The 18,720-nt window shown below is 71.3% G+C and carries 15 protein-coding genes; 4 read left to right on the top strand and 11 right to left on the bottom strand.

The features are described from left to right. Nucleotides 1-10 precede the first annotated feature (10 nt). From IPJ59_RS16430 to IPJ59_RS16420, 3 genes are all read right to left on the bottom strand, one after another. Nucleotides 11-1,279, bottom strand: coding sequence for a flavin-containing monooxygenase (locus IPJ59_RS16430; protein WP_293272422.1), 1,269 nt, complete (start codon nt 1,277-1,279; stop codon nt 11-13). A gap of 106 nt (nt 1,280-1,385) precedes the next feature. Beyond that, complete coding sequence (locus IPJ59_RS16425; RefSeq protein ID WP_293272421.1) at nt 1,386-2,045, bottom strand: lysophospholipid acyltransferase family protein; 660 nt, start codon at nt 2,043-2,045, stop codon at nt 1,386-1,388. 30 nt (nt 2,046-2,075) lie between these two features. Next, nucleotides 2,076-2,336, bottom strand: coding sequence for an acyl carrier protein (locus IPJ59_RS16420; RefSeq protein WP_293252371.1), 261 nt, complete (start codon nt 2,334-2,336; stop codon nt 2,076-2,078). A gap of 128 nt (nt 2,337-2,464) precedes the next feature. Between IPJ59_RS16420 and IPJ59_RS16415 the strand changes: the two genes are divergently transcribed. Continuing rightward, nucleotides 2,465-4,345 carry an NAD(P)/FAD-dependent oxidoreductase gene (locus IPJ59_RS16415; RefSeq protein WP_293272420.1) on the top strand — a complete coding sequence of 627 codons (1,881 nt, stop codon included), beginning with the start codon at nt 2,465-2,467 and terminating at the stop codon, nt 4,343-4,345. Nucleotides 4,346-4,369: 24 nt separating this feature from the next. Here the strand turns inward: IPJ59_RS16415 and IPJ59_RS16410 are convergent, their stop codons facing one another. From IPJ59_RS16410 to IPJ59_RS16390, 5 genes are all read right to left on the bottom strand, one after another. Further along, entirely contained in the window at nt 4,370-5,815 is a 1,446-nt protein-coding gene (locus IPJ59_RS16410) for a hypothetical protein (protein ID WP_293272419.1), read from the bottom strand. Between the two features lie 112 nt (nt 5,816-5,927). Next, complete coding sequence (locus IPJ59_RS16405; RefSeq protein ID WP_293252365.1) at nt 5,928-6,650, bottom strand: class I SAM-dependent methyltransferase; 723 nt, start codon at nt 6,648-6,650, stop codon at nt 5,928-5,930. Beyond that, a complete protein-coding gene (locus IPJ59_RS16400; RefSeq protein ID WP_293252363.1) occupies nt 6,650-8,323 on the bottom strand; it encodes an FHA domain-containing protein in 1,674 nt (557 codons plus the stop codon). The genes IPJ59_RS16405 and IPJ59_RS16400 overlap by 1 nt, the downstream gene beginning before the upstream one ends. Nucleotides 8,324-8,427: 104 nt before the next feature. Then, complete coding sequence (locus IPJ59_RS16395) at nt 8,428-8,967, bottom strand: cytochrome c-type biogenesis protein (RefSeq protein WP_293252361.1); 540 nt, start codon at nt 8,965-8,967, stop codon at nt 8,428-8,430. 4 nt (nt 8,968-8,971) lie between these two features. Then, the gene (locus IPJ59_RS16390) at nt 8,972-9,751 is read right to left on the bottom strand and encodes a hypothetical protein (RefSeq protein ID WP_293252359.1); all 780 of its coding nucleotides are present in this window, start codon (nt 9,749-9,751) and stop codon (nt 8,972-8,974) included. Nucleotides 9,752-10,084: 333 nt separating this feature from the next. Here IPJ59_RS16390 and bcp point away from each other — a divergent pair, with 333 nt between their 5' ends. From bcp to IPJ59_RS16375, 3 genes are all read left to right on the top strand, one after another. Then, entirely contained in the window at nt 10,085-10,690 is a 606-nt protein-coding gene (bcp, locus tag IPJ59_RS16385; protein ID WP_293252357.1) for a thioredoxin-dependent thiol peroxidase, read from the top strand. An 83-nt stretch (nt 10,691-10,773) separates the two neighbouring features. Next, nucleotides 10,774-12,555 carry an ATP-binding protein gene (locus IPJ59_RS16380; protein ID WP_293272418.1) on the top strand — a complete coding sequence of 594 codons (1,782 nt, stop codon included), beginning with the start codon at nt 10,774-10,776 and terminating at the stop codon, nt 12,553-12,555. A gap of 162 nt (nt 12,556-12,717) precedes the next feature. Then, entirely contained in the window at nt 12,718-13,950 is a 1,233-nt protein-coding gene (locus IPJ59_RS16375) for a hypothetical protein (protein ID WP_293252353.1), read from the top strand. A gap of 10 nt (nt 13,951-13,960) precedes the next feature. Here IPJ59_RS16375 and IPJ59_RS16370 read toward each other — a convergent pair whose 3' ends face one another. The 3 genes from IPJ59_RS16370 to IPJ59_RS16360 form a co-directional block, all read right to left on the bottom strand. Then, complete coding sequence (locus IPJ59_RS16370; protein ID WP_293272417.1) at nt 13,961-15,892, bottom strand: serine/threonine-protein kinase; 1,932 nt, start codon at nt 15,890-15,892, stop codon at nt 13,961-13,963. A gap of 127 nt (nt 15,893-16,019) precedes the next feature. Then, nucleotides 16,020-17,831, bottom strand: a complete 1,812-nt coding sequence (locus tag IPJ59_RS16365; RefSeq protein WP_293272416.1) for an ABC transporter substrate-binding protein — start codon at nt 17,829-17,831, stop codon at nt 16,020-16,022. Between the two features lie 32 nt (nt 17,832-17,863). Further along, complete coding sequence (locus IPJ59_RS16360; RefSeq protein WP_293272464.1) at nt 17,864-18,526, bottom strand: tetratricopeptide repeat protein; 663 nt, start codon at nt 18,524-18,526, stop codon at nt 17,864-17,866. Between the last annotated feature and the right edge of the window lie 194 nt (nt 18,527-18,720).

Below are 18,720 nucleotides of genomic sequence, written 5' to 3'. Positions count from 1 at the left end.
ACCCGATCGTTCACAAGCGCCGCGGCACCACCTTGCGCGCCCCGACCCGATCCATGTGGTGCAGCAATCGGCACACGTGCTCCGCCACCAGGTCCGCACGCAGCGTCCACGACGCGTTGGTGTAGCCGACCGTGAACGCCAGGTTGGGCACCCCGCTCAGCATCATGCCCTTGAAGCTCATCTCGGCCGCCACATCGATCGTGCGCCCGTCGACCACCAGCTCGCTGCCGCCGAGGAACAGCAGCTCGAGCCCGGTCGCGGTCACCACCAGATCGGCCGGCAGCTCGGCGCCGGAGCCGAGGCGGATCCCCGTCTCGGTGAAGCACTCGACCGTGTCCGTGACGACATCGGCCTTGCCCTCGCGGATCGCCACGAACAGGTCGTTCTCCGGGACCAGGCACAGGCGCTGATCCCACGGGTCGTAGCGCGGGGTGAAGTCCGGATCGACGGGGTAATCCGGGCCGAGCGCGCGCTGCACCTGATCGATGAGGAAGCGCTTCATGCCCGCGGGGCGCCGCCGCGACAGCTGGTACAGCAGCGTCGCCAGGGCCACGTTCTTCCAGCGCGACAGCGCGTACGCGACGCGCTCCGGGAGCACCCGCCGCAGACCCCGGGCCACCGCGTCGGTCGCCGGCCGCGACAGCACATAGCTCGGCGAGCGCTGCAGCATGGTCACGTGCGCGGCGCGTCCGGCCATCGCCGGCACCAGCGTCACCGCGGTCGCGCCGCTGCCGATCACGACCACCCGCTGGCCGCTGTAGTCGAGGTCCTCGGGCCAGTGCTGCGGGTGGACGATGCGCCCGCGGAAGCGCTCGCGGCCCGCGAATTCCGGCGTGTGGCCGGCGTCGTAGCGGTAGTAGCCGGTGCACATCCACACGAAGCCGGCGGTGAAGCGGGCGCTGCTGCCGTCGCTGCGGGTCACCTCGATCGTCCACTCGGCGTCGACGCTCGACCACGACAGCCGCGTCACGCGGTGGCCGAAGCGCACCTGCGTGTCGACGTCGTACTTGCGGGCCGTGGCCTGCACATAGGCGCGGATCGCCGGGCCGTCGGCCAGCGCCTTGTCCCCCTTCCACGGCTCGAACGCGTAGCCGAAGGTGTACATGTCCGAGTCGGAGCGGATCCCCGGGTAACGAAACAGGTCCCAGGTGCCGCCGATCGCCTCGCGGCCCTCGAGCAGCACGAAGGACTTGCCCGGGCACGAGCGCCTCAGATGGCACGCCGCGCCGACCCCCGAGAGCCCGGCCCCCACGATCACGACATCGAAGCGCTCGCTCATGGGGTGGAGGCTCGCGGAGCGCGTCGGCAATGTCAACGCGATCCGCGGCCCCGGCAAAGACGCACAGCTCGGGCGCACAGCTCGAGGCCACGGCTCAGGTTACGGCTCAGGCCAGCGCCTTGCGCGAGCTCGCGGCCGCGAGGGCGTCGCGCTCGGCCAGCATCTGCGCGTGGCGCTGCTCGTAGCGGGCCCGCAGCTCCCGCGCCAGCACGCGCGAGTCGAGGCTTTGGCCCGCGGTCGTGATCACCGGGAAGAACTCGACCGTGTAGCGCCCGCCGCGGGCCGGCACGTCGTACCAGGCCTGGTGCTTCATCAGCATCGGCGGCACCACCGAGATGAAGGCCGGGACGATCGGCACGCCGGCGCGGATCGCCGCCTCGATCGCGCCGCGACGGAAGCGGCGCAGCGATCGCTCGTGCGAGCGCGAGGCCTCCGGGAACACCAGCAGCGGATGACCCGAGCGCAGGTGCTCGACCATCCGCAGCAGCACCGGGCTGCGGTCCTCGCCGGACTCGCCGTCACTCGCCTCGGGCAGCGCCCGGTCGTCGGCGCCGGGGATATAGCCCATCAGCCGCAGCGCCCGCATGTAGCCGATGAAGCTGCGGTACGAGAGCAGCAGCAGGCGCTGGCGCCGGGCCTGACGCCGCTCCGGCGAGCCAGGCCAGTGGACCACGATCGGCAGCAGCAGGCGACCCAGCACCGAGGCGGTGAAGAAGAACGCCGCGAAGGCCGACGCGGACAGCAGGATGCGGAGGAACTTCGGCACGGGGCACGGGCGCTGGCGGAGCTCTCGCGCTCAGGATGCCGCGCCTGCGCTCGCCAGCTCGGACTCGACGAGGCCGACGATGTCGTCGACCGTGCGGATCTTGCGGGCGACCTCGGGGTCGATGCGTCGCCCGGTGATCTCGTGCAGCTCGACGAACATGTCGACCGCGTCGATGCTGTCGAGGTCGAGGTCCTCGTAGAGCCGAGATTCGGGGTGAATGTCGGCGGGGTCGAGCTCGAAGGTCTTGACCAGGATGCCGACCACCCGCTGAGAAATTTCCGCGCGCGTCATTTTTGGGTACGGAATGGTAACGAGGGCGCGAGGCGACGTCCAGCGCGCCAGGAGGGAGATTGGCCGGGCGCTGCGCAGAGCGCGAACGCACACCTTTGCGCGGGCAAACGCGGCGACCTTGCGTATCCTTGGCCCGCGCCGACGAGGCCCGCGGCGCGAGGACTTGCGGCATGCACAGCGAGCGAGCACCCGAACACTTCGATGTCGTGATCGGCGGCGGCGGCCTGGCCGGGCAGGCCCTGGCGCGCCAGCTGCGGCGTGAGCTGCCCGAGGCGCGGGTCGCCGTGATCGAGCGTCAGGCCCGACCGCTGCCGGCGGCGGCGCACAAGGTCGGCGAGTCCTCGGTCGAGCTGTCCTCCAACTACTTCAGCGTCGTGCTCGGCCTCGACACGTACCTGCGCACGCACCACTACCTCAAGAACGGCCTGCGCTTCTATCCCGGCGGCGGGCACACGCTGCCGCTCGAGCAGCGCACCGAGATCGGCCCGCCCGAGCTGGCCAAGGTGCCGTCGTTCCAGCTCGACCGCGGCCGCCTCGAGGGCGACCTGCGGGCCATGAACGTCGCCGACGGCGTCACCCTGCTCGAGGGCCACAGCGTCAAGGACGTCACCCTCGCCAGCGACGGCGCCGACGACCACCTCGTCCACATCGAGGCCCACGACGGCACGACCCGCACCCTGCGCGCGGGCTGGTTCGTCGACGCCACCGGCCGCCGCGCGCTGCTCAAGACCAAGCTCGGGCTCAAGACCCCGAGCGGCCACCTCGCCAACGCGTCGTGGTGGCGGGTCAAGGGCCGGGTCGACGTCGCCGACCTCGTGCCCGCGAGCGAGGCCTGGTGGCACAACCGCGACCGCGAGCACAACCGCTGGTACTCGACCGTGCACTTCATGGGGACGGGTTACTGGCTGTGGTACATCCCGCTCGCCCCGGGCCCCGGCGGCGAGGCCCACACCTCGATCGGCATCGTCGTCCACGACGAGTTTCACCCCTTCGACACGATCCGAACTTTCGAGCGCTCGCTGGCCTGGGTCGCCAAGCACGAGCCGCTGTGCCACGCCCAGATCAAGGACCTGCCGGCCGAGGACTTCCTGTGCCTCAAGCACTACAGCCACGGCAGCACGCGCTGCTTCTCGGCCGACCGCTGGTCGCTGATCGGCGACGCCGGCGTGTTCGCCGACCCCTTCTACTCGCCGGGCTCCGACTTCATCGCCGTCGCCAACTCGTTCACCACGGAGCTGCTCAAGGCCCGCCTGCGCGGCGGCGACACCACCGAGATGGCCGAGATGGCGGACCGCTTCGATCGCTTCTACCGCAAGATGTTCGCCGCCACGATCGAGATCTACCGCGACTCGGGGCCGGTCCTCGGCAACCCGCGGGTGATGGCTGCGAAGGTGTACTGGGACGACTTCACCTACTGGTCCTTCCTCTGCCAGTACTTCTTTCGCCGCATCTACAAGCTGCCCGCGGCCGAGCACGGCCGCTTCGAGGCGCTGGCCGACCAGTTCGGCGCGCTGCAGCGGCGGGCCCAGCTGCTGCTCTCGCAGTGGGCCCGGCGCGCCGTCCCGGGTGAAGCGGACCTGCCCCGCCCGGTGCACGTGAAGGTGCCGACGATCCCCTCGATCCTCGCCAACCTCCACCTCGACCTCGCCCGCGAGATGAGCCCCGACGAGGTCCATGCGTTCATGCAGGAGAAGCTCGCGTGGACCGAGGAGGTGCTCGACGAGCTGGTCCTGCGGGCGCTGGCCGCCCTCGGGCCCGCGCAGGGCGCCGACCTGGCCGCGGCCGTCGGCCTGGCCGAATGGCCGCGCCGCCCGTCGCCCGAGCGCCTGGCCGCGCAGGTGGCCGAGGGCGGCCAGCGCCGCCGCAGCCTGTCACCGATCGCCCGCGACATGGACCGCAGCCTCGGCCGCATGGAGCTGCACCCGCAGGCGACCCCGCTGCCGGGCCTCGTCGAGCTCGCCTTCTCCGCGCCCGCGCGCGCGGTCGCCAGCCCGACACCGGCGATCTGAACGACCCCCGTGTCGAGGCGCGGGCTACAGGCCGCCCTTGATCGCTACGCCGAGGCCGGTGATGCACATCTCGTTGAGCGTACCCTCGCCCAGGACCACGTCGACCGGCTCCTTGCCGCCGACCTCGGCGAGCATCTCCTGGACCCCGGGGTTGTCGAGGGTGTTGTCGTAGGTGCAACGGACCCGCACCGTGTCGCCGGAGCGGACGCGGAAGCCGCTCTCGATCGGCGTGTCGTAGGCATAGGAGCGCTGCCAGTTGAAGTCCCACTTCGGCGTCTGCAGCAGGCAGGTCGCGTCGCCGGTGTCGCGGTCCTCGATCCACACCTTGAGGTCGACGCCGACCTTATGCATGTGGTTGAGCGCGGCCCACAGGCGCACGTCGACGAGGTCGGGGAAGTCCTTGCCGTTGAAGCTGACCTTCCACGAGTACTCCTCGACGTGGTCCTTCTCGCCGGCGGGGATCATCAGCGGGCCGTCGAGCGAGGTGCCGACGCCGGGGTCGCCGACGAGCACGAACAGCGACGACCACGCCGGGGCCGTGTCCTTCCAGCGCAGCGCCAGCCCGGTCTTCGAGTCCTTCTGCGCCGCCGCGGCAGCGTGGTAGTGCACGTTCATGATCAGGCGCGTGCCGGGCGGCAGCTCGGTGCCCACGTCGGCCGGCGGCTCGATCGGCATGCCGCCCGGGACCCAGCCAGCGACCAACTGCGCCCCGGCGACGCCGCCCGGTCCGCCGCCGCAGTCCATCTTGACGCCGCCCGGCCACTTCGCCGAGTCGCCCTTGGTGTCGACGTAGATCAGCACGTGATGCACGATCGAGCGGTTGCCCGCGATGACCTGGATGCCGTCGAGGTACACGGTGCCGGCGTTGCCGGGGTCGATGCTCAGGCAGTTGAAGTAGTCGCGGACCTGGCCCGCTGCCGGCACCGTCAGCTCCGACTGCATCAACGCCGTCTTGTTCGCGCCCACCAGGTCGAGCGAGGGCGCGTCGGGGATCGGCGCGGCCAGCTTGGGGTCGCCCTCCGGCGCGCCGTTGGCCGACCACTCGCTGATCAGCGCCTTGAGATCGTCGCTCAGGCGGGCGTCGTGCTTGAACGCGAAGGGCGGCGTGCACTCGTCGGTCTCGAGGGCGTGCCACGGCGGCATGATGCCCATCTCGACGTCGGCCGCCATCGCCGGCGCCCACGGCTTCACGCCCTCGTAGCTCGCCATGCTAAACGGCGCAATGCCGCCGTCGTAGTGACAGCTGCCGCAGTGCTCGGCCACCAACGGCGCGATGTCCTCGTGCCAGTTGGGCCGACTCGCCGGCTCGCCGGTGTCGCCGCTGGTCGGCGTCGGTCCGCTCGTGGGCGAGCTCGAGTTGCCTTCGGTGGCCGCGGTCGAGCCGGTCAGGGTCTCGTCGCTGCCGTCGTCGCCGCAGGCGGGCAGGAGGAGCGCGAGGCAGAGCAGAGGACACAGGTGGGCGCGCGTCATGGGCTCCGCTCAGCAAGTCCTGCGCCAGCCCGCCGAGGCCGCTGCGGGCCGAATTCGCGGGATCCGGGCCTGACCATGGACTCGAGTCCATGGCCGGCGGTCCACGTGGGGCTCAAGGTCCGCGTCGCAGATGGACCAGGTACTGGTAGGGCAGCAGATCGCGGTCGGTGCGGACGTGCGTGAAGCCGAGCGCGACGAGGCGAGCGACCACCACCTCGTCGGCGATCCGCATCGCCGCGGGCGGCCCGGGGGCGTCGTCCGGCGCGTCCTTCTTGAAGTCGACGATGACCAGGGCGCCGTCCGGGCGCAGGCGCTCGCGCAGCGCGGCGAAGAAGCGGTCCGGATCGTCGACGTGATGGTAGGTGTCGACCATGATCGCGGCGTCGACCACCACCGGTAGCCGCGGATCGGCCGGCTCGCCGCGCACTGCCACGAGGTTGCCGAGGCCCTCGCGGGTCGCTCGCTCACCGAGGTAGCGGACCATGTCGGGCTCGAGGTCCTCGGCGTAGACGCGGCCGCGTGGGACGGCCCGGGCCAGGCGCACGGCGAAGTAGCCGGTGCCCGCCCCGAGGTCGGCGACCGTCGCGTCCGGGGCCAGCGCGAGGGCGGCGACGACCGCCTCAGGATGCTGCCAGGCGTCGCGCGCCGGGTTGTCGAACTGGGCCGCCCACTGCTCGGCGTTGTCGAAGCGGTGGTGCTTGTGGTGCCCACGGGCCCGGTGATCGGTCGCCGGCGCGGCCGGGGCCCCCACACCCTCGGCGGGCTTACTCGCGCAGGCGAGCAACAGCGAGACCCCAGCGAGCGACGTTCGCGGCAAGCGTGACAGGACGGGCATCACAGGCTCCGCAGGCGCTGCGGGACCTCGGCGCCCTGGTCGGCGAGCCGGCGCAGGAAGTCGGCCACGTGCGGCGTGCTCCTGAACTCCGTGGTGCCGTCCTCGGCCTTGGCGGCGACGAACAGCGGGCGGTACTCGATCGTGCCGTCCGCGCGGGTGTTCGGCTCGACGATCTCGATCACCTGCATCGACTCGAGGCTGACCCCGCTGTTGAGGCGGACCACCAGGTCGATCGCGTGCGCCAGCGACAGGGTCAGGCCCTGGGCCGCACCGCCGGAGACGGTGCCGAGGGCGGCCAGCCGCGACAGCGCGTGCGCCGTGTTGATGCCCCACAGCGAGACCACCGCGCCGCGGCTCGCCCCGGCCAGCGCGTCGATCACCGCGGCCGCGTCGCTGTGGCCGCACTGCTGCGAGATGAGCAGATCGAGGCCGCCGCGCAGCAGCACGTTGAGCACGTGCTGGAGGTCGATCTTGTCCCCGACCTCGGTGAGGCGACGGACCTGCACCCAACCCTTGCGGTTGCCGAGGCGGCCCGAGTCCGAGATGCAGGCGACGCGCAGCGAGTCGGGGATCTCGCCGATCAGCGCGCGGGTGAAGCGGTCGAGGTTGACCCCGCCCGAGGCGCACACCAGCACGCGTCGACAGGCCCGCAGCACCAGCACCAGCAGCTCGCGCATGTCCGGGCTCAGCACGCCCTCCTGGACCAGCGCGGTCAGGTTGTTGGCGTCGGTGCGCATGCGCCGGAGGCTCAGCACCAGCTGCCGCGCCGGGTGCGGCGGGATCAGGGCGTAGAGGTAGAAGCCGTGGTCGATCGTCCCCTCGAGCACGTGCGAGCCCTCGGCGAGCAGGCCGCGCTTGCGGGTCATCCGCTGGATCACGCGCATGAGGGCGCCGTCGCTGGTGAAGCGCAGCTCGAGGCGGTCCGGCACGCCGCCGTCGCGGATCACGTGCAGCGGTCCGGTGCCGACCACCTGGATCTCGCGCACGCTGTCGTCGCGCATGAGGTCGCCGAGCGGGCCCCACTCGAGCGCCTCGCGGAGCACCCGCTCGCGGAACGGGCCGATGTCGACGGTGGCCTCGATCTGCTGCGAGTCGCGCAGGTCGGCGAGCACGCCGTCGACCATCTCGATGACCTCCTTGCGCTCGTCGTCGCTGATGTCGTTGGCCTGCAGCGGGTCGAGCCGCGGCACCGCCTTGAGCAAGGTCTGGTGGATCTGCGCGGCCAGGCCGTCGAGGTAGCTGCTCTCGATCCCCGCCGCGGCGACGCGCTGCGCCGAGGTCACGAGGCCGGTGTCGTCGGCCGTGAGCTCGCCCGGGCGCGCGCCCGGCGAGGTCCCGCCGCGCCGCTTCTCACCCTCGCGACTGGCGACCGCGAGGACCGCGTCATCGCCCTCGAGCATGAGGATGTAGTCACCCACGTAGACCCGGTCGGTGCGCCGCACGGTCCGCGGCGCGGCCACCTTGCGCCCGTTGAGGTAGGTCCCGTTGGTGCTCTCGAGGTCGACGACGTCGACGCGCGAATCGACCTTGACGAACTGCAGGTGGTGCTTCGACACGTTGACCCGGTCGAGCACGAGGTCGTTGTCATCCTCGCGGCCGATCGAGAAGCTGTCGCCCTTGAAGGAGAAACGCTGGGTTTGGCCGCCCTTCTCATGGACTACTACGGTCAGCACACGCCAGGAGTACCCCGAAGGGGCGAGCCGACTCAAGGCTGCTCGCCGCCGCGGGATGCGCGCAGGCGGCCCCATGCCGAATACAGCGCCTGGCCCCGCGAGCTTTAGAACTCGTCGATGCGATCGAGCGCGTCGTCCAGCGCGTCGACCTCGCTGCGTGAGGGCTTGCCAGCCGCGCCAGGGCCACCGGGGGCCGGCAGGTCGGTGCTCAGGGCCCCGCTGGCCCCGACGACGGCCCCCACGGACCCGACGGCCGCCCGCGCGCGGGTCTGACGGACCCAGCGGCGACCGACCAGGACCAGGCCGACGATCGCTATCAGGGCCAGAAGCGCAGTGCCGTAGATGATCTCCGGGCGGCCGATGTAGCCGCGGATGTCGGGGAAGCGCTCCGCCAGGGCCGCCTCGATCTCCACGCGCGACTTGCCTTGCTGGGCCTGCTCGAGGATGTGGCTCTCGAGCTTGCGCGCCTGCGGCGAGGGGCAGGTGGCGATCGTCCGTCCCGGGCAGTAGGGCGACATGAGGTCGTGCGAGAGCTCGGTCGCCAGCGCCTCGGCCTGCGCCGGGTCACTCCCCTTCGCTGGGCCCTGTACTGGGCCCTTCCCCGCAGCAGACGCGGAGCTGACGGATTCGCTGGCCGGAGCCATCGGATCAGTCGTCGCCCATATTGAGCTTCTTGGCCCCGCCGCTGCCCTTGCCGACGTACTTGATCTTGGCCTTGCCCGTGTTCTTCGGCGGGTTCAGGGCCGCAGCGCAGAACTTGTCGTGCTTCTCCTTGACCTTGGGGTCGGTCAAGTCGTCCTTCGGCAGCTCCTCCTGGCTGATGTTCTTCAGGTACTTGATGATCTTGTTCTCGACGATGGTCCAGTGCGCGTCCGCGGTGGCGATCGCGACCTTGTCGTTGTTGTTGTAGGCGTCGGGCCAGCCGTTCATCACCAGCTCGTGCGCCTCGAGGAAGTGCCCGATGAGCTTGGACTTCTCGAGGATGCGCGGCTCCGTGGCCAGGAGCCGCTGCTGCCAGGTGTTCACCATCGGGATGAAGATCTGCTTGAAGACGATCCACTGCTCCTCGAGCGGAGTGCCGGGCTCCGCCCCGAGCACCTTGTCGCCCTCGCTCTTCATCTTCTCGCGGAAGCAGTCGAGCTCCTTCCAGTAGTTGAGCATCTTGGTGAGGTTGGCCTTGTCGAACTTGTAGAGGTGCTTCTCGCCCTCCGGGTCCTTGCGGTCCCAGGCCTTGAACTCCGCGTCGGTCGGCGGCGGCAGGCCCTCCGGGCGCGGCTTGGGGTTCGGCTTGTAGCCGGCCTTCGCCAGGGCCTCGGCCTCGGGGTCCCCCGCCATCTTCTCGGCGAGAGACTTCGAATCTCCGCCGCCACAGGCCGAGAGCCCGGGAAGGAGCAGCGCGAGCGCCAGAACGCCGAGAGCAGAGCGCAAACCACCGATCATGTCGTGTGTCCTGTCGTCCAGAGGAGCCCGACTTTAGCCGGGCCACGCCGCGCGTGTAAAGCAATGCCGCCGCGGCTCGCGGTCGGTGACCGGTGGGTGGGGCGCAGGCGGGCCCGTGGCTGGACCATGCGGGGCCATAACAGGCCATGACAGGCCATGACAGGCCATGACAGGCCATGACAGGCCATGCGGGCCGCGGGCCCGACCCCCCCGGCCTGAACGCGCCTCGGGGCCGAAGATCTGCCCCGCACTCGCCGCCGAGGACCGTCGCTCCGCAGCGCCACGCCGCACCGGGATTGCCCACGCCGCGCGGCGGCAGGTATGAAGGAGCAGACCACGGAGGTCACCCGCATGCCAGGTCGCAGCCCCGCCAAGTCCACCACCACCGCCGCCAAGTCGGCGGCGACCCAGCCCGCCCCGCCCACGGCGAACCCAGCCAGTCCTTCGGGACAGGAACCAAAGGCCAGCCCGCACCTCGGCGATCTGGCGCCCGCCTTCAGCCTCCCCGGCGACGACGGCCGCGAGCACTCGCTGGCCGCCCTGCGCGGCAAGCGAGTGGTGCTCTACTTCTATCCGCGCGACAGCACCCCCGGCTGCACCGTGGAAGCCTGCGACTTTCGCGACCGCCAGGCGGCCTTCACGAAGGCTGGCGTGACGGTGCTCGGGGTCAGCGGCGACGACCTCAAGTCCCACGCCCGCTTCCGCGACAAGCAGGGCCTCGGCTTCCCGCTGCTCTCGGACCTCGACCACGCGGTGGCCCGCAGCTACGGGGCCTACGGCGAGAAGCTGATGTACGGCCGCAAGCTCGAGGGGATCGTTCGCAGCACCTTCCTGATCGGCGCCGATGGCCGCATCGAGGCGCTGTGGCGGCCGGTACGGGTGCCTGGCCACGCCGAGGCCGTGCTGCTCGCGGCCACTGCGCGCTGACGCCCACCACACTACGTGGCGCGGGGCGGGCGGAGCCTCCGGCCCGCCCCGTGGCCGGCCGAATTTTGGTTACCCTGCCCCGCGTGTCCGTCGCTAGCGACCCGGGCCTCGCGCCCCGCACCCTGGTCCTGACCGCCGACGATGCGCTACGGGCCGCCTTCGCCAAGTTGCTGCAGGCCCGCGGCTATCGCCTCGAGTTCGCCGCGACGCTGCCGTCGACGCCGTGCTACGGCCTGCGCCTCGCCGTCGTCGACGATCGCTGCCTCGTCGATGAGCGCGCGCTGCGGGCCGTGTTCACCGACCCGGACACGCTCATCCTCGCGGTGACCGCCGACGAGGGCCGCGCGGCCGCGCTGCTGGCCGGCGGCGCGATGGACTTCCTGCTGCGCCCGTTCAGCCCGGCCGGCCTGTCCGCGCGGCTCGAGGCGGTCGAGCGCACGCTGGCCCTGCTCGGGCGCCGACACGCCGCCGAGGCCGAAGCCCGCGAGAGCCACCGCACCCTCGCCACCCTGATCAGCAACCTGCCGGGCATCGTGTTCCGCTGCCTCAACGACCGCGAGTGGCCGCTGGAGTTCATGAGCGCCGGCTGCCTGGAGATCACCGGGTACAGCGCCGAGTCCTTCGTCTCGGGCCCGATCAGCTACGCGTCGATCATTCACCCCGACGATCGCGAGGCGGTGTGGGACGCGGTCCAACAGGGCGTCGCCGAGCGCCGACCCTACCGCACCACCTACCGCGTGCGCACCGCCCGGGGCGAGGACCGCTGGCTGTGGGAGCAGGGCCAGGGCGTGTACGACCCCGCGGGCGGGCTGATCGCTATCGAGGGCTTCATCAACGACATCACCGCGCTGCGCCGGGCGCAGCTCGAGATCGAGGAGCGCGAGGTGCTGCTGGAGACGCTGCTCGCCGTCACCACCAGCGCCTACGTGCTGTGCGACGAGCTCGGCCAGATCGTGTACGTCAACCTCGCCGCGCAGACCTGGCTCAAGGCCCCGGATGTGCGCTTGATCGGGGCGGTCTTCGCCGAGGTCCTGGCCGACCAGCCGAGCGAGCTGCGCGAGGCGATCGCCCGCGGACGCGACGCCCTCTTCACCGTCGAGCGGCCGGGCAGCGAGTTCGAGGCCTACCACCTCGTGCAGCGCGGCGTGCAGATGGGCGGCCGCCCGCACACCGCCTACACCGTCAAGCAGCTGACCCACGAGCTCGCCCGCCAGGAGGTCGAGGTGTGGAAGAAGGTGCTCCGCCTCATCGCCCACGAGATCGGCAACACCCTCGCGCCGATCACCTCGCTGCTGCACTCGGCCCGCCTGATCAACGCCGCCGAGGCGCGCGACGCCCGGCTCGACCGCATCATCGACACCATCGAGGAGCGGGCCAAGCACCTCGGCGAGTTCCTCCGCGGCTACACTCAATTCGCCCGCCTGCCCCAGCCGCGGATCGAGGCGCTCAAGTGGCGCAGCCTGTTCGACCGCCTCATCGACTTCGTGCGCTTCGAGCTGATCGCCAGCCCGACCGACCTCAACGCGATGGCCCACATCGACCGCTCGCAGATCGAGCAGGCGCTGATCAACCTGCTCAAGAACGCGGTCGAGGCCGGCGGCACCGACAGCGGCGTGGCCGTGCGCCTGGCCCGGGCGGAGGGCGGCTACGACGTGCAGGTGCTCGACCGCGGACCGGGCATCCCGCCCGCGCTGATGTCGAAGGTGCTGCTGCCCTTCTACTCGACCAAGCGCACCGGCTCGGGCCTCGGCCTCGCGCTGTGCCGCGAGATCGTCGAGGCCCACGGCGGCAGCCTGCGCATCGAGGCGCGCGAGGGCGGCGGCACGATCGTGACCTGCTGGCTCCCCGATCCGCCGACCGCGTGATCACGCGGGCTCCCGCGCTGCCTGACCGAAAGGACAGCTCCGGACGAAGGCGCCCACGGCCGCGCGGCCGGGCGCGATACCCTGTCCTCGCGGACAGGTGCCCGTGCGACGCGCCATACGCGGCGCTTGTCCGCGGCGCGAGCGGCCGTTAGCGTGGAGCCCATGGTGGTGGGTGGGGTGCGGCGGTGGGCCGCGCAAGCGATCTTCATGGTGGCGACGACGGGGTGCCTGTCACCGCCGCCGATCGTCGATGGCAGCAGCGGCGACGGCGGGGCGGCCAGCACCGGCGAGCCCGCCGAGAGCACGAGCAGCGACGACGGCCCGATCATGACCAGCACGGTCGGCTCCGTCAGCTCGAGCAGCTCCGGCGGGCCACCGCCGAGCTGCGACGACGGCGAGCAGAACCAGGGCGAGAGCGACGTCGACTGCGGCGGCCCCTGCGACGCCTGTCCCGTGGGACATGGCTGCAAAGACAGCAAGGACTGCGCCAGCATGGCCTGCGCGCAGGGCCTGTGTGTGGTCCCGGCCTGCCTCGACGACAGCGCCTGCGAGTCACTCGACGGGCTCTGTACGGCCGGCAGCTGCGACCTGCAGAGCTTCGAGTGCGTCGCGGCGCCGGCGAACGAAGGCAAGGCCTGCGACGACGGCTCGCTGTGCAGCCTGAGCTCGAGCTGCCAGGCCGGCGCCTGCGCCCCGCTCGAGCAGGTCGACTGCTCCGGCTTCGACTCGGCGTGCACGCTCGGCCAGTGCGACCCGAACAGCGGCGCCTGCCTGGCCGCCGACCTGAAAGACGGCAGCGACTGCGACGACGGCGACAGCTGCACCGTGGTGTCGACCTGCAAGGCCGGCAGCTGCACGACCAGCGAGGCGGGCGCGCTGTTCTTCGAGGACTTCACGGCGCCGGCCCCCGGCTGGGAGCAGGACAAGCTGTGGGACTTCGCCAAGGCCCAGGCCTCGCCGGCTGGGGTCGGCGGCGCTGACCCGGCCGACGATCACTCGCCGGGCGCCGACGGCATGCTCGCCGGCACCGCGGTCGGTGGCCTCGACGCCGACGACGGCCACGACGTCGCATGCATCAGCTCGCCGCCGATCGACACCAGCAAGGTCAAGGGCTCGCTGTGGGTCAGCTTCTGGCGTCACCTCCACGCGCCCGCCCTGCCCAAGGTGATCCACACGATCGACGTGTGGAACGGCGCGAGCTGGAAGAACCTCGAGACCGGCTACGACCAGCTGAGCGACGACGCCGACTGGACCTTCGTGAAGTTCGACGCGAGCGGCAATCAGGCCAAGAACTTCCGCGTGCGCGTGTGCGTCGAGCGCGTCGCGGGCGCGCCGGACTTCGCCGGCTGGAGCGTCGACGACCTCACGGTCGCGTCCGTGGCCTGCACGCCCTGACCGCCTCGGATCACTTGCCGGGCGCTTCGGTGGGCAAGAAGACCGGTCCGTCCGGCTTCTTGACGCCGGGGATGAGCCCGCTCTGGCCCTCGCCCTGCCCCTCCTGTGTGACCTCGACCGGGCCCTCGACCCCGCGATCGGTGGCCTTCGCCGTGACCGGGGGCTTCGCCTCGCCGGCAGGCATCGTCTCGCCGGCAGGCTTCGTCTCGCCCGGCTGCGCCTCGCCGGCAGGACTCGCGGGACGCGGCGGGCGGGTCTTCGGCACCGAGATCGGGACACCCGTCGGTGTGGCGCTGCTGAGACGAGCGAGCGCCGCCTGAGCCTCGGCGTGCCCCGGATCGAGGGTCAGCACGTCGCGGTAGCGGCTCTGGGCCGCCGCCCGGTCGTCCGCGTCCTCGAGACGTTCGGCGTCCAGCATCGCCTCCGCCACATCGAGGCGCCTGCGGGCCGTGTCGGCGCGGGGGCGCAGGCTCGAGCCAGCGGCGATCCTCGGGTCGAGCTCGCCGAGCCCCGAGCGAGCGCGCTCGAGCTTGCCAGTGTTGATGTCGAGCTCGACCTGCTCGAGGCCCGCGACGAGCCGACGCTCGTCGATCTGCGGGGTCGGGCGTGCGGCGGGCTGGGCCGCCCCGCGGTTGAGGAGATATCCGGCGAGCCCGAGCAAGCCGAGCAGCACCACCACGGCGAGGCCGATCCACAGCTTGCCGCCCTCGTCGGGCGGGCTCGTCAGCAACGGCGAGGCGACCGGTACGGGCGCAGCGGGCCGCACCTGGACCCGCACGCGTGACCGGCCGCGACTCGCGGTCCCGGCCGCGCCGGTCCCCGCGCCAGTCCCCGCGCCGGTCCCCGCGACCAACGCTGCCGGGGCGGCCGCCCTCCGGGCCTCGGCGACCTTCCTCGGCTCGGTGGTCGCGGCGTCACGCAGCGACTGCACCGGCCGGGTCAGCCGCCCGCTCAGGTCCTCGGGCCCCGCATCGACGCCCTCGGGCAGCACCGCGTAGGACGACGACGGCGACGCCGCGCCGCCCTCCGCGACGGGCAGGTGGAACAGCTCGCCGGGCACGCAGTCGACCAGCTGCTTGACCAACGCGTTGGCGTCGGCGGGGCGGTCGGCGACGGACTTGGCGAGGCAGCGATGGATCAGCGCGATGAGCCCGGCCGGCACGTCGTGACCGGCGGGCAGCACGTCGCCGAGCCGCGGCGGGGGCTCGTGCACGTGCTTGTACAGCAGCGCCGCGTTGTTATCGGCGGCGAAGGGCAGGCGCCCGGCGAGCAGCGCGTAGAAGGTGATGCCGATCGCGTACACGTCGACGCGGGCGTCGAGCGGCTCGCCCCGGATCTGCTCCGGCGAGAGATAGTTGGCGGTGCCGACGATCTGCTCCGAGGTGATGTCGCGCTCGCCCTCGATCAGCTTGGCCATGCCAAAGTCGAGGATCTTGACGAAGTTGCCGCGGCCCTGGCGGACGCACAGCATGATGTTCGTCGGCTTGAGGTCGCGATGCATGAGCCCGAGGCTGTGCGCGTAGCCGACGGCCTTGAGGATCTGCGCCGCGATCGGCACGAAGTCGGCGAGCAGCAGCGGGCCCTTCCGCGCCGCGTAGGCGCTGAGCAGCTCGCCCTGCAGGTACTCCATCACGAGGTAGGCCGAGCCGTTGGCGTGGCCGTAGTCGACCATCTCGACGATGTTCGGGTGTTGCACGCCGCGCAGGCGCTGCGCCTCGCGATCGAAGCGAGCGCTGGCCTCGCTGTCGCCGACGAGGTTGGCCGCCAGCACCTTGACCACGACGGCCACGTTGCTGACCGACTGGCGCGCGAGGTAGACGAGACCGACCCCACCGCGCGCGATCAGGCGGACGATCGTGTAGCGGCCGCCGATCGTCTGCCCCGGCTGGGGATCGACGCGCGCGGGGCCGCTGCGGCGCACCTTCGGGCTTCGGGACTCCACGGGCCGCGAGCTTAGCGCAGGCCACGGGCGCTTGTCTTCGGTCAAGGCACGAGGTCGCGCAACCCCGCTCCCTCCCCGTCCCCAGGACTCCCCTGGCCGCCCCTGGCCTCCCCTGGCCGCCGGGACGCTAAAGGTCCATCCAGGTGCCGGTGACCGCAGGAGGCGGATCGAGCACGTAGACCCGCATGGGCGTGAGCACCGGGACCGTGGGCATGCCCATCTTCGGCGTCAGGCCCCAGCCGATCACGTTGGTCCGCACCTCGCCGGTCGCAAGGTCGAAGGTCAGCTCGCCGCTGACGCCCTTGAGGTCGACGGTCTTCTTGCTGACGAGGGCGTTGTGGGCCTTCTTGATGAAGAGCAGGTCCGTGCCGTCAACGTCGTCGAAGCTGACCTTGGTCCCCATCGCGTCGACCAGCTTGCCCATGTTGCCGGCGATCGCGGGGCCGGTGACCGGCTCGCCCGCCGGGATCGCGGCCATAGCGAAGATCGTGACCATGGTCGCGTCGTAGCCGAGCGACGAGGCCGTGATCGCGTCGCTGTCGTTGAAGCGGATCTTGTAGCGGATGTTGAAGGCGGCGAAGTTCTGCGGGTCGAGCACGTCCGGCGCGACCCCCTCGACGTAGGGCATCAGCAGCGCCTTGATGCCGTCCGGCGCGCTGTTGACGATGTCCTCCATGCTGGGGACGGCGCCGTGGGTGACGATGAAGCGCGGCTGGGTCGGCGGCGGGTTCTCGGCGCCCCACGCGAGCATGGTGCCGAGCACGAGGTTGATCGCCTCGCTGGTGCCCGCGATCAGCACATGATCGGGGTGCAAGCCCTTGTCGCCCCACGCGTCGGCGAGGATCGCCGCGTAGTCGGCCATGATCTGGTCCGGCGGCTTGCTGACGGGATCGGGGTACTCGAAGCTCTTGAACTTGGCCCCGAGCTTGGGGTTCAAGACCTTGGTGACGTCGCTGATGATGCCCTTGCCGTAGGCGTCGGCCTTGCCGAGCATGGCCACCCGGGTGGCGGCCAGCGCGAGCACGCGGTCCGCCAGCGCGTTCGACTGGTACACGTCGCTCGAGATCGGCCGCCACACGAGGTCATTGTCGGCGAGGTTGGTGATCTGCTTGCTGGTGGCCGAGGGGGTGATCAGGAAGGTGCTCGCGGGGATCGTGACCTTGGTAGCGACCTCGATGACCTGCTCGCTGAACACCGGGCCGACGATCGCCGGGACCTTGAGCGCGCCGGTGAGGTGCTCGGCGGCGGCGAGCGCCTTTTCGGCGCTGCCGGCGTCGTCGCAGGCCAGCCAGGCGATGCGCTTGCCGCCCGGGAGGTCGGTGGTGCGGTTGTAGTCCTCGATCGCCAGCTGCACCGCGTTCTGCAGCGGCACGGTGATCGCGTCGAAGGGCGGGCTCGCGGGGATGATGCTGGCCAGCAGCACGACCTTGTCGTGCGAGCCCTGGCTCGGCCACACCAGCACCTGACACTCTTCGCTGAGCGCGTCGACGCAGAGCGTCTCGACGCACAGGAAATTGTCGCCGAGCGCCGCCTCGCACTCGCTGTTGAGCGTGCAGGCGACCACGCCGGTGTCGCTGCTGCTGCCCTCGCCGGTGCTGCTGCCGCTGGTGCTGTCTCCGGTCGTGGTGGCGCTCACCTGGCCGGTGCTGCTCTCGGCGCTGGTGGTCGGGGCCCCGGTGGTCGCGGTCGTCGGCGACTCGGTGGTCGGGGTGACGGAGGTCGCGGTCGTGCTGTCGTCGCCGCTCGGCGCGACGCAATGGCCCTGGTCGCAGGTCCACTGCTCACCCATCTTGGTGAGGCAGTCGCCGTCGTTGCGGCACTCGTCGAAGCTGACGGCGAGCGAGCAGGCGCCCAGCGCTGCGCCGACGACGGCGCCAGCGACGCCGAGCAGGAGAGCGGGGCCGAGAGCGAGGCCGCTGGGGCGCGAGGCGAGGGTCATGACGGGCTCCTGAAAGACTTAAGCTGGTTCGACTAAAAGCGCAGGCTCCAGCTGAGGCCCGCGTGCGTGCGGCCGACGCTGGGGAGGATGGCGCTGCGCGCCGCGGCGCGCGGCTTGCGGGCGACCACTGCGAGGGCGATGCCGGTGACGAGCAGCACCGCGCCGGTGAACAGGGTCACGTCCGAGATGACGGCGAAGGTCTCGCCCTGGTGGGCGAGCGACTTGCGGTCCTCGACCACGTGCGAGTCGTTGAGCTCGCCCTTCTTGGCCAGCGTGAGCCCACCGAAGATGCCGCCGACGATCATCGAGATGCCACCGACGCCGATCAGCGCGTAGCCGCCGAGCCGCATCGTCTTCTTCGGATCGGGATCGTCGGTGCTGCGACGGCCCGGCTCCCCCGGGGGCGGCGTGGCGGCGGCCGGCTGCGGCGCGGACTGGCTCCCTGCCGGCGTCTCGGTCTCATTGAGGATCGCCTTGAGCACCCGCAGGCGTTGGACCGCGAGCTCGCGCGAGCCGATCTCGACGCCCGGCTCCTTGACGAAGCGCTGGTAGTAGTCGACGGCGCTGCGGATGTCGCCCTTCTCCTCGTACACGCGACCGATGTTGAAGAGGTAGTTGGGGTTCGGATCGAGGGCGTAGGCCTGCTCGAACAGACGCACGGCGGCGTCGTAGTCCTTGGCCTTGAAGCGATCGATCGCCTGAGCGCTGAGTTCGGCGGCGCCTGGTGTGGTCGTGGTGGTCGGTCGCGGTCGCGGCGGGTGCCGGCGTGGCCGCGGTCACGGAACCCGACCCGGTGGCGCCCGCAGGGCTGGCCGCGAGGACATGTCCCGAAGGACCGGTGGTGAGGAACAGGGCGGAGAGCGTCAGCAGGGCGACGGCCCGACGTGCG

This window comes from Nannocystis sp., assembly GCF_016714285.1.
Lineage (GTDB): Bacteria > Myxococcota_A > Polyangia > Nannocystales > Nannocystaceae > Nannocystis.
This window is presented reverse-complemented; position numbering and strand designations above follow the sequence as displayed.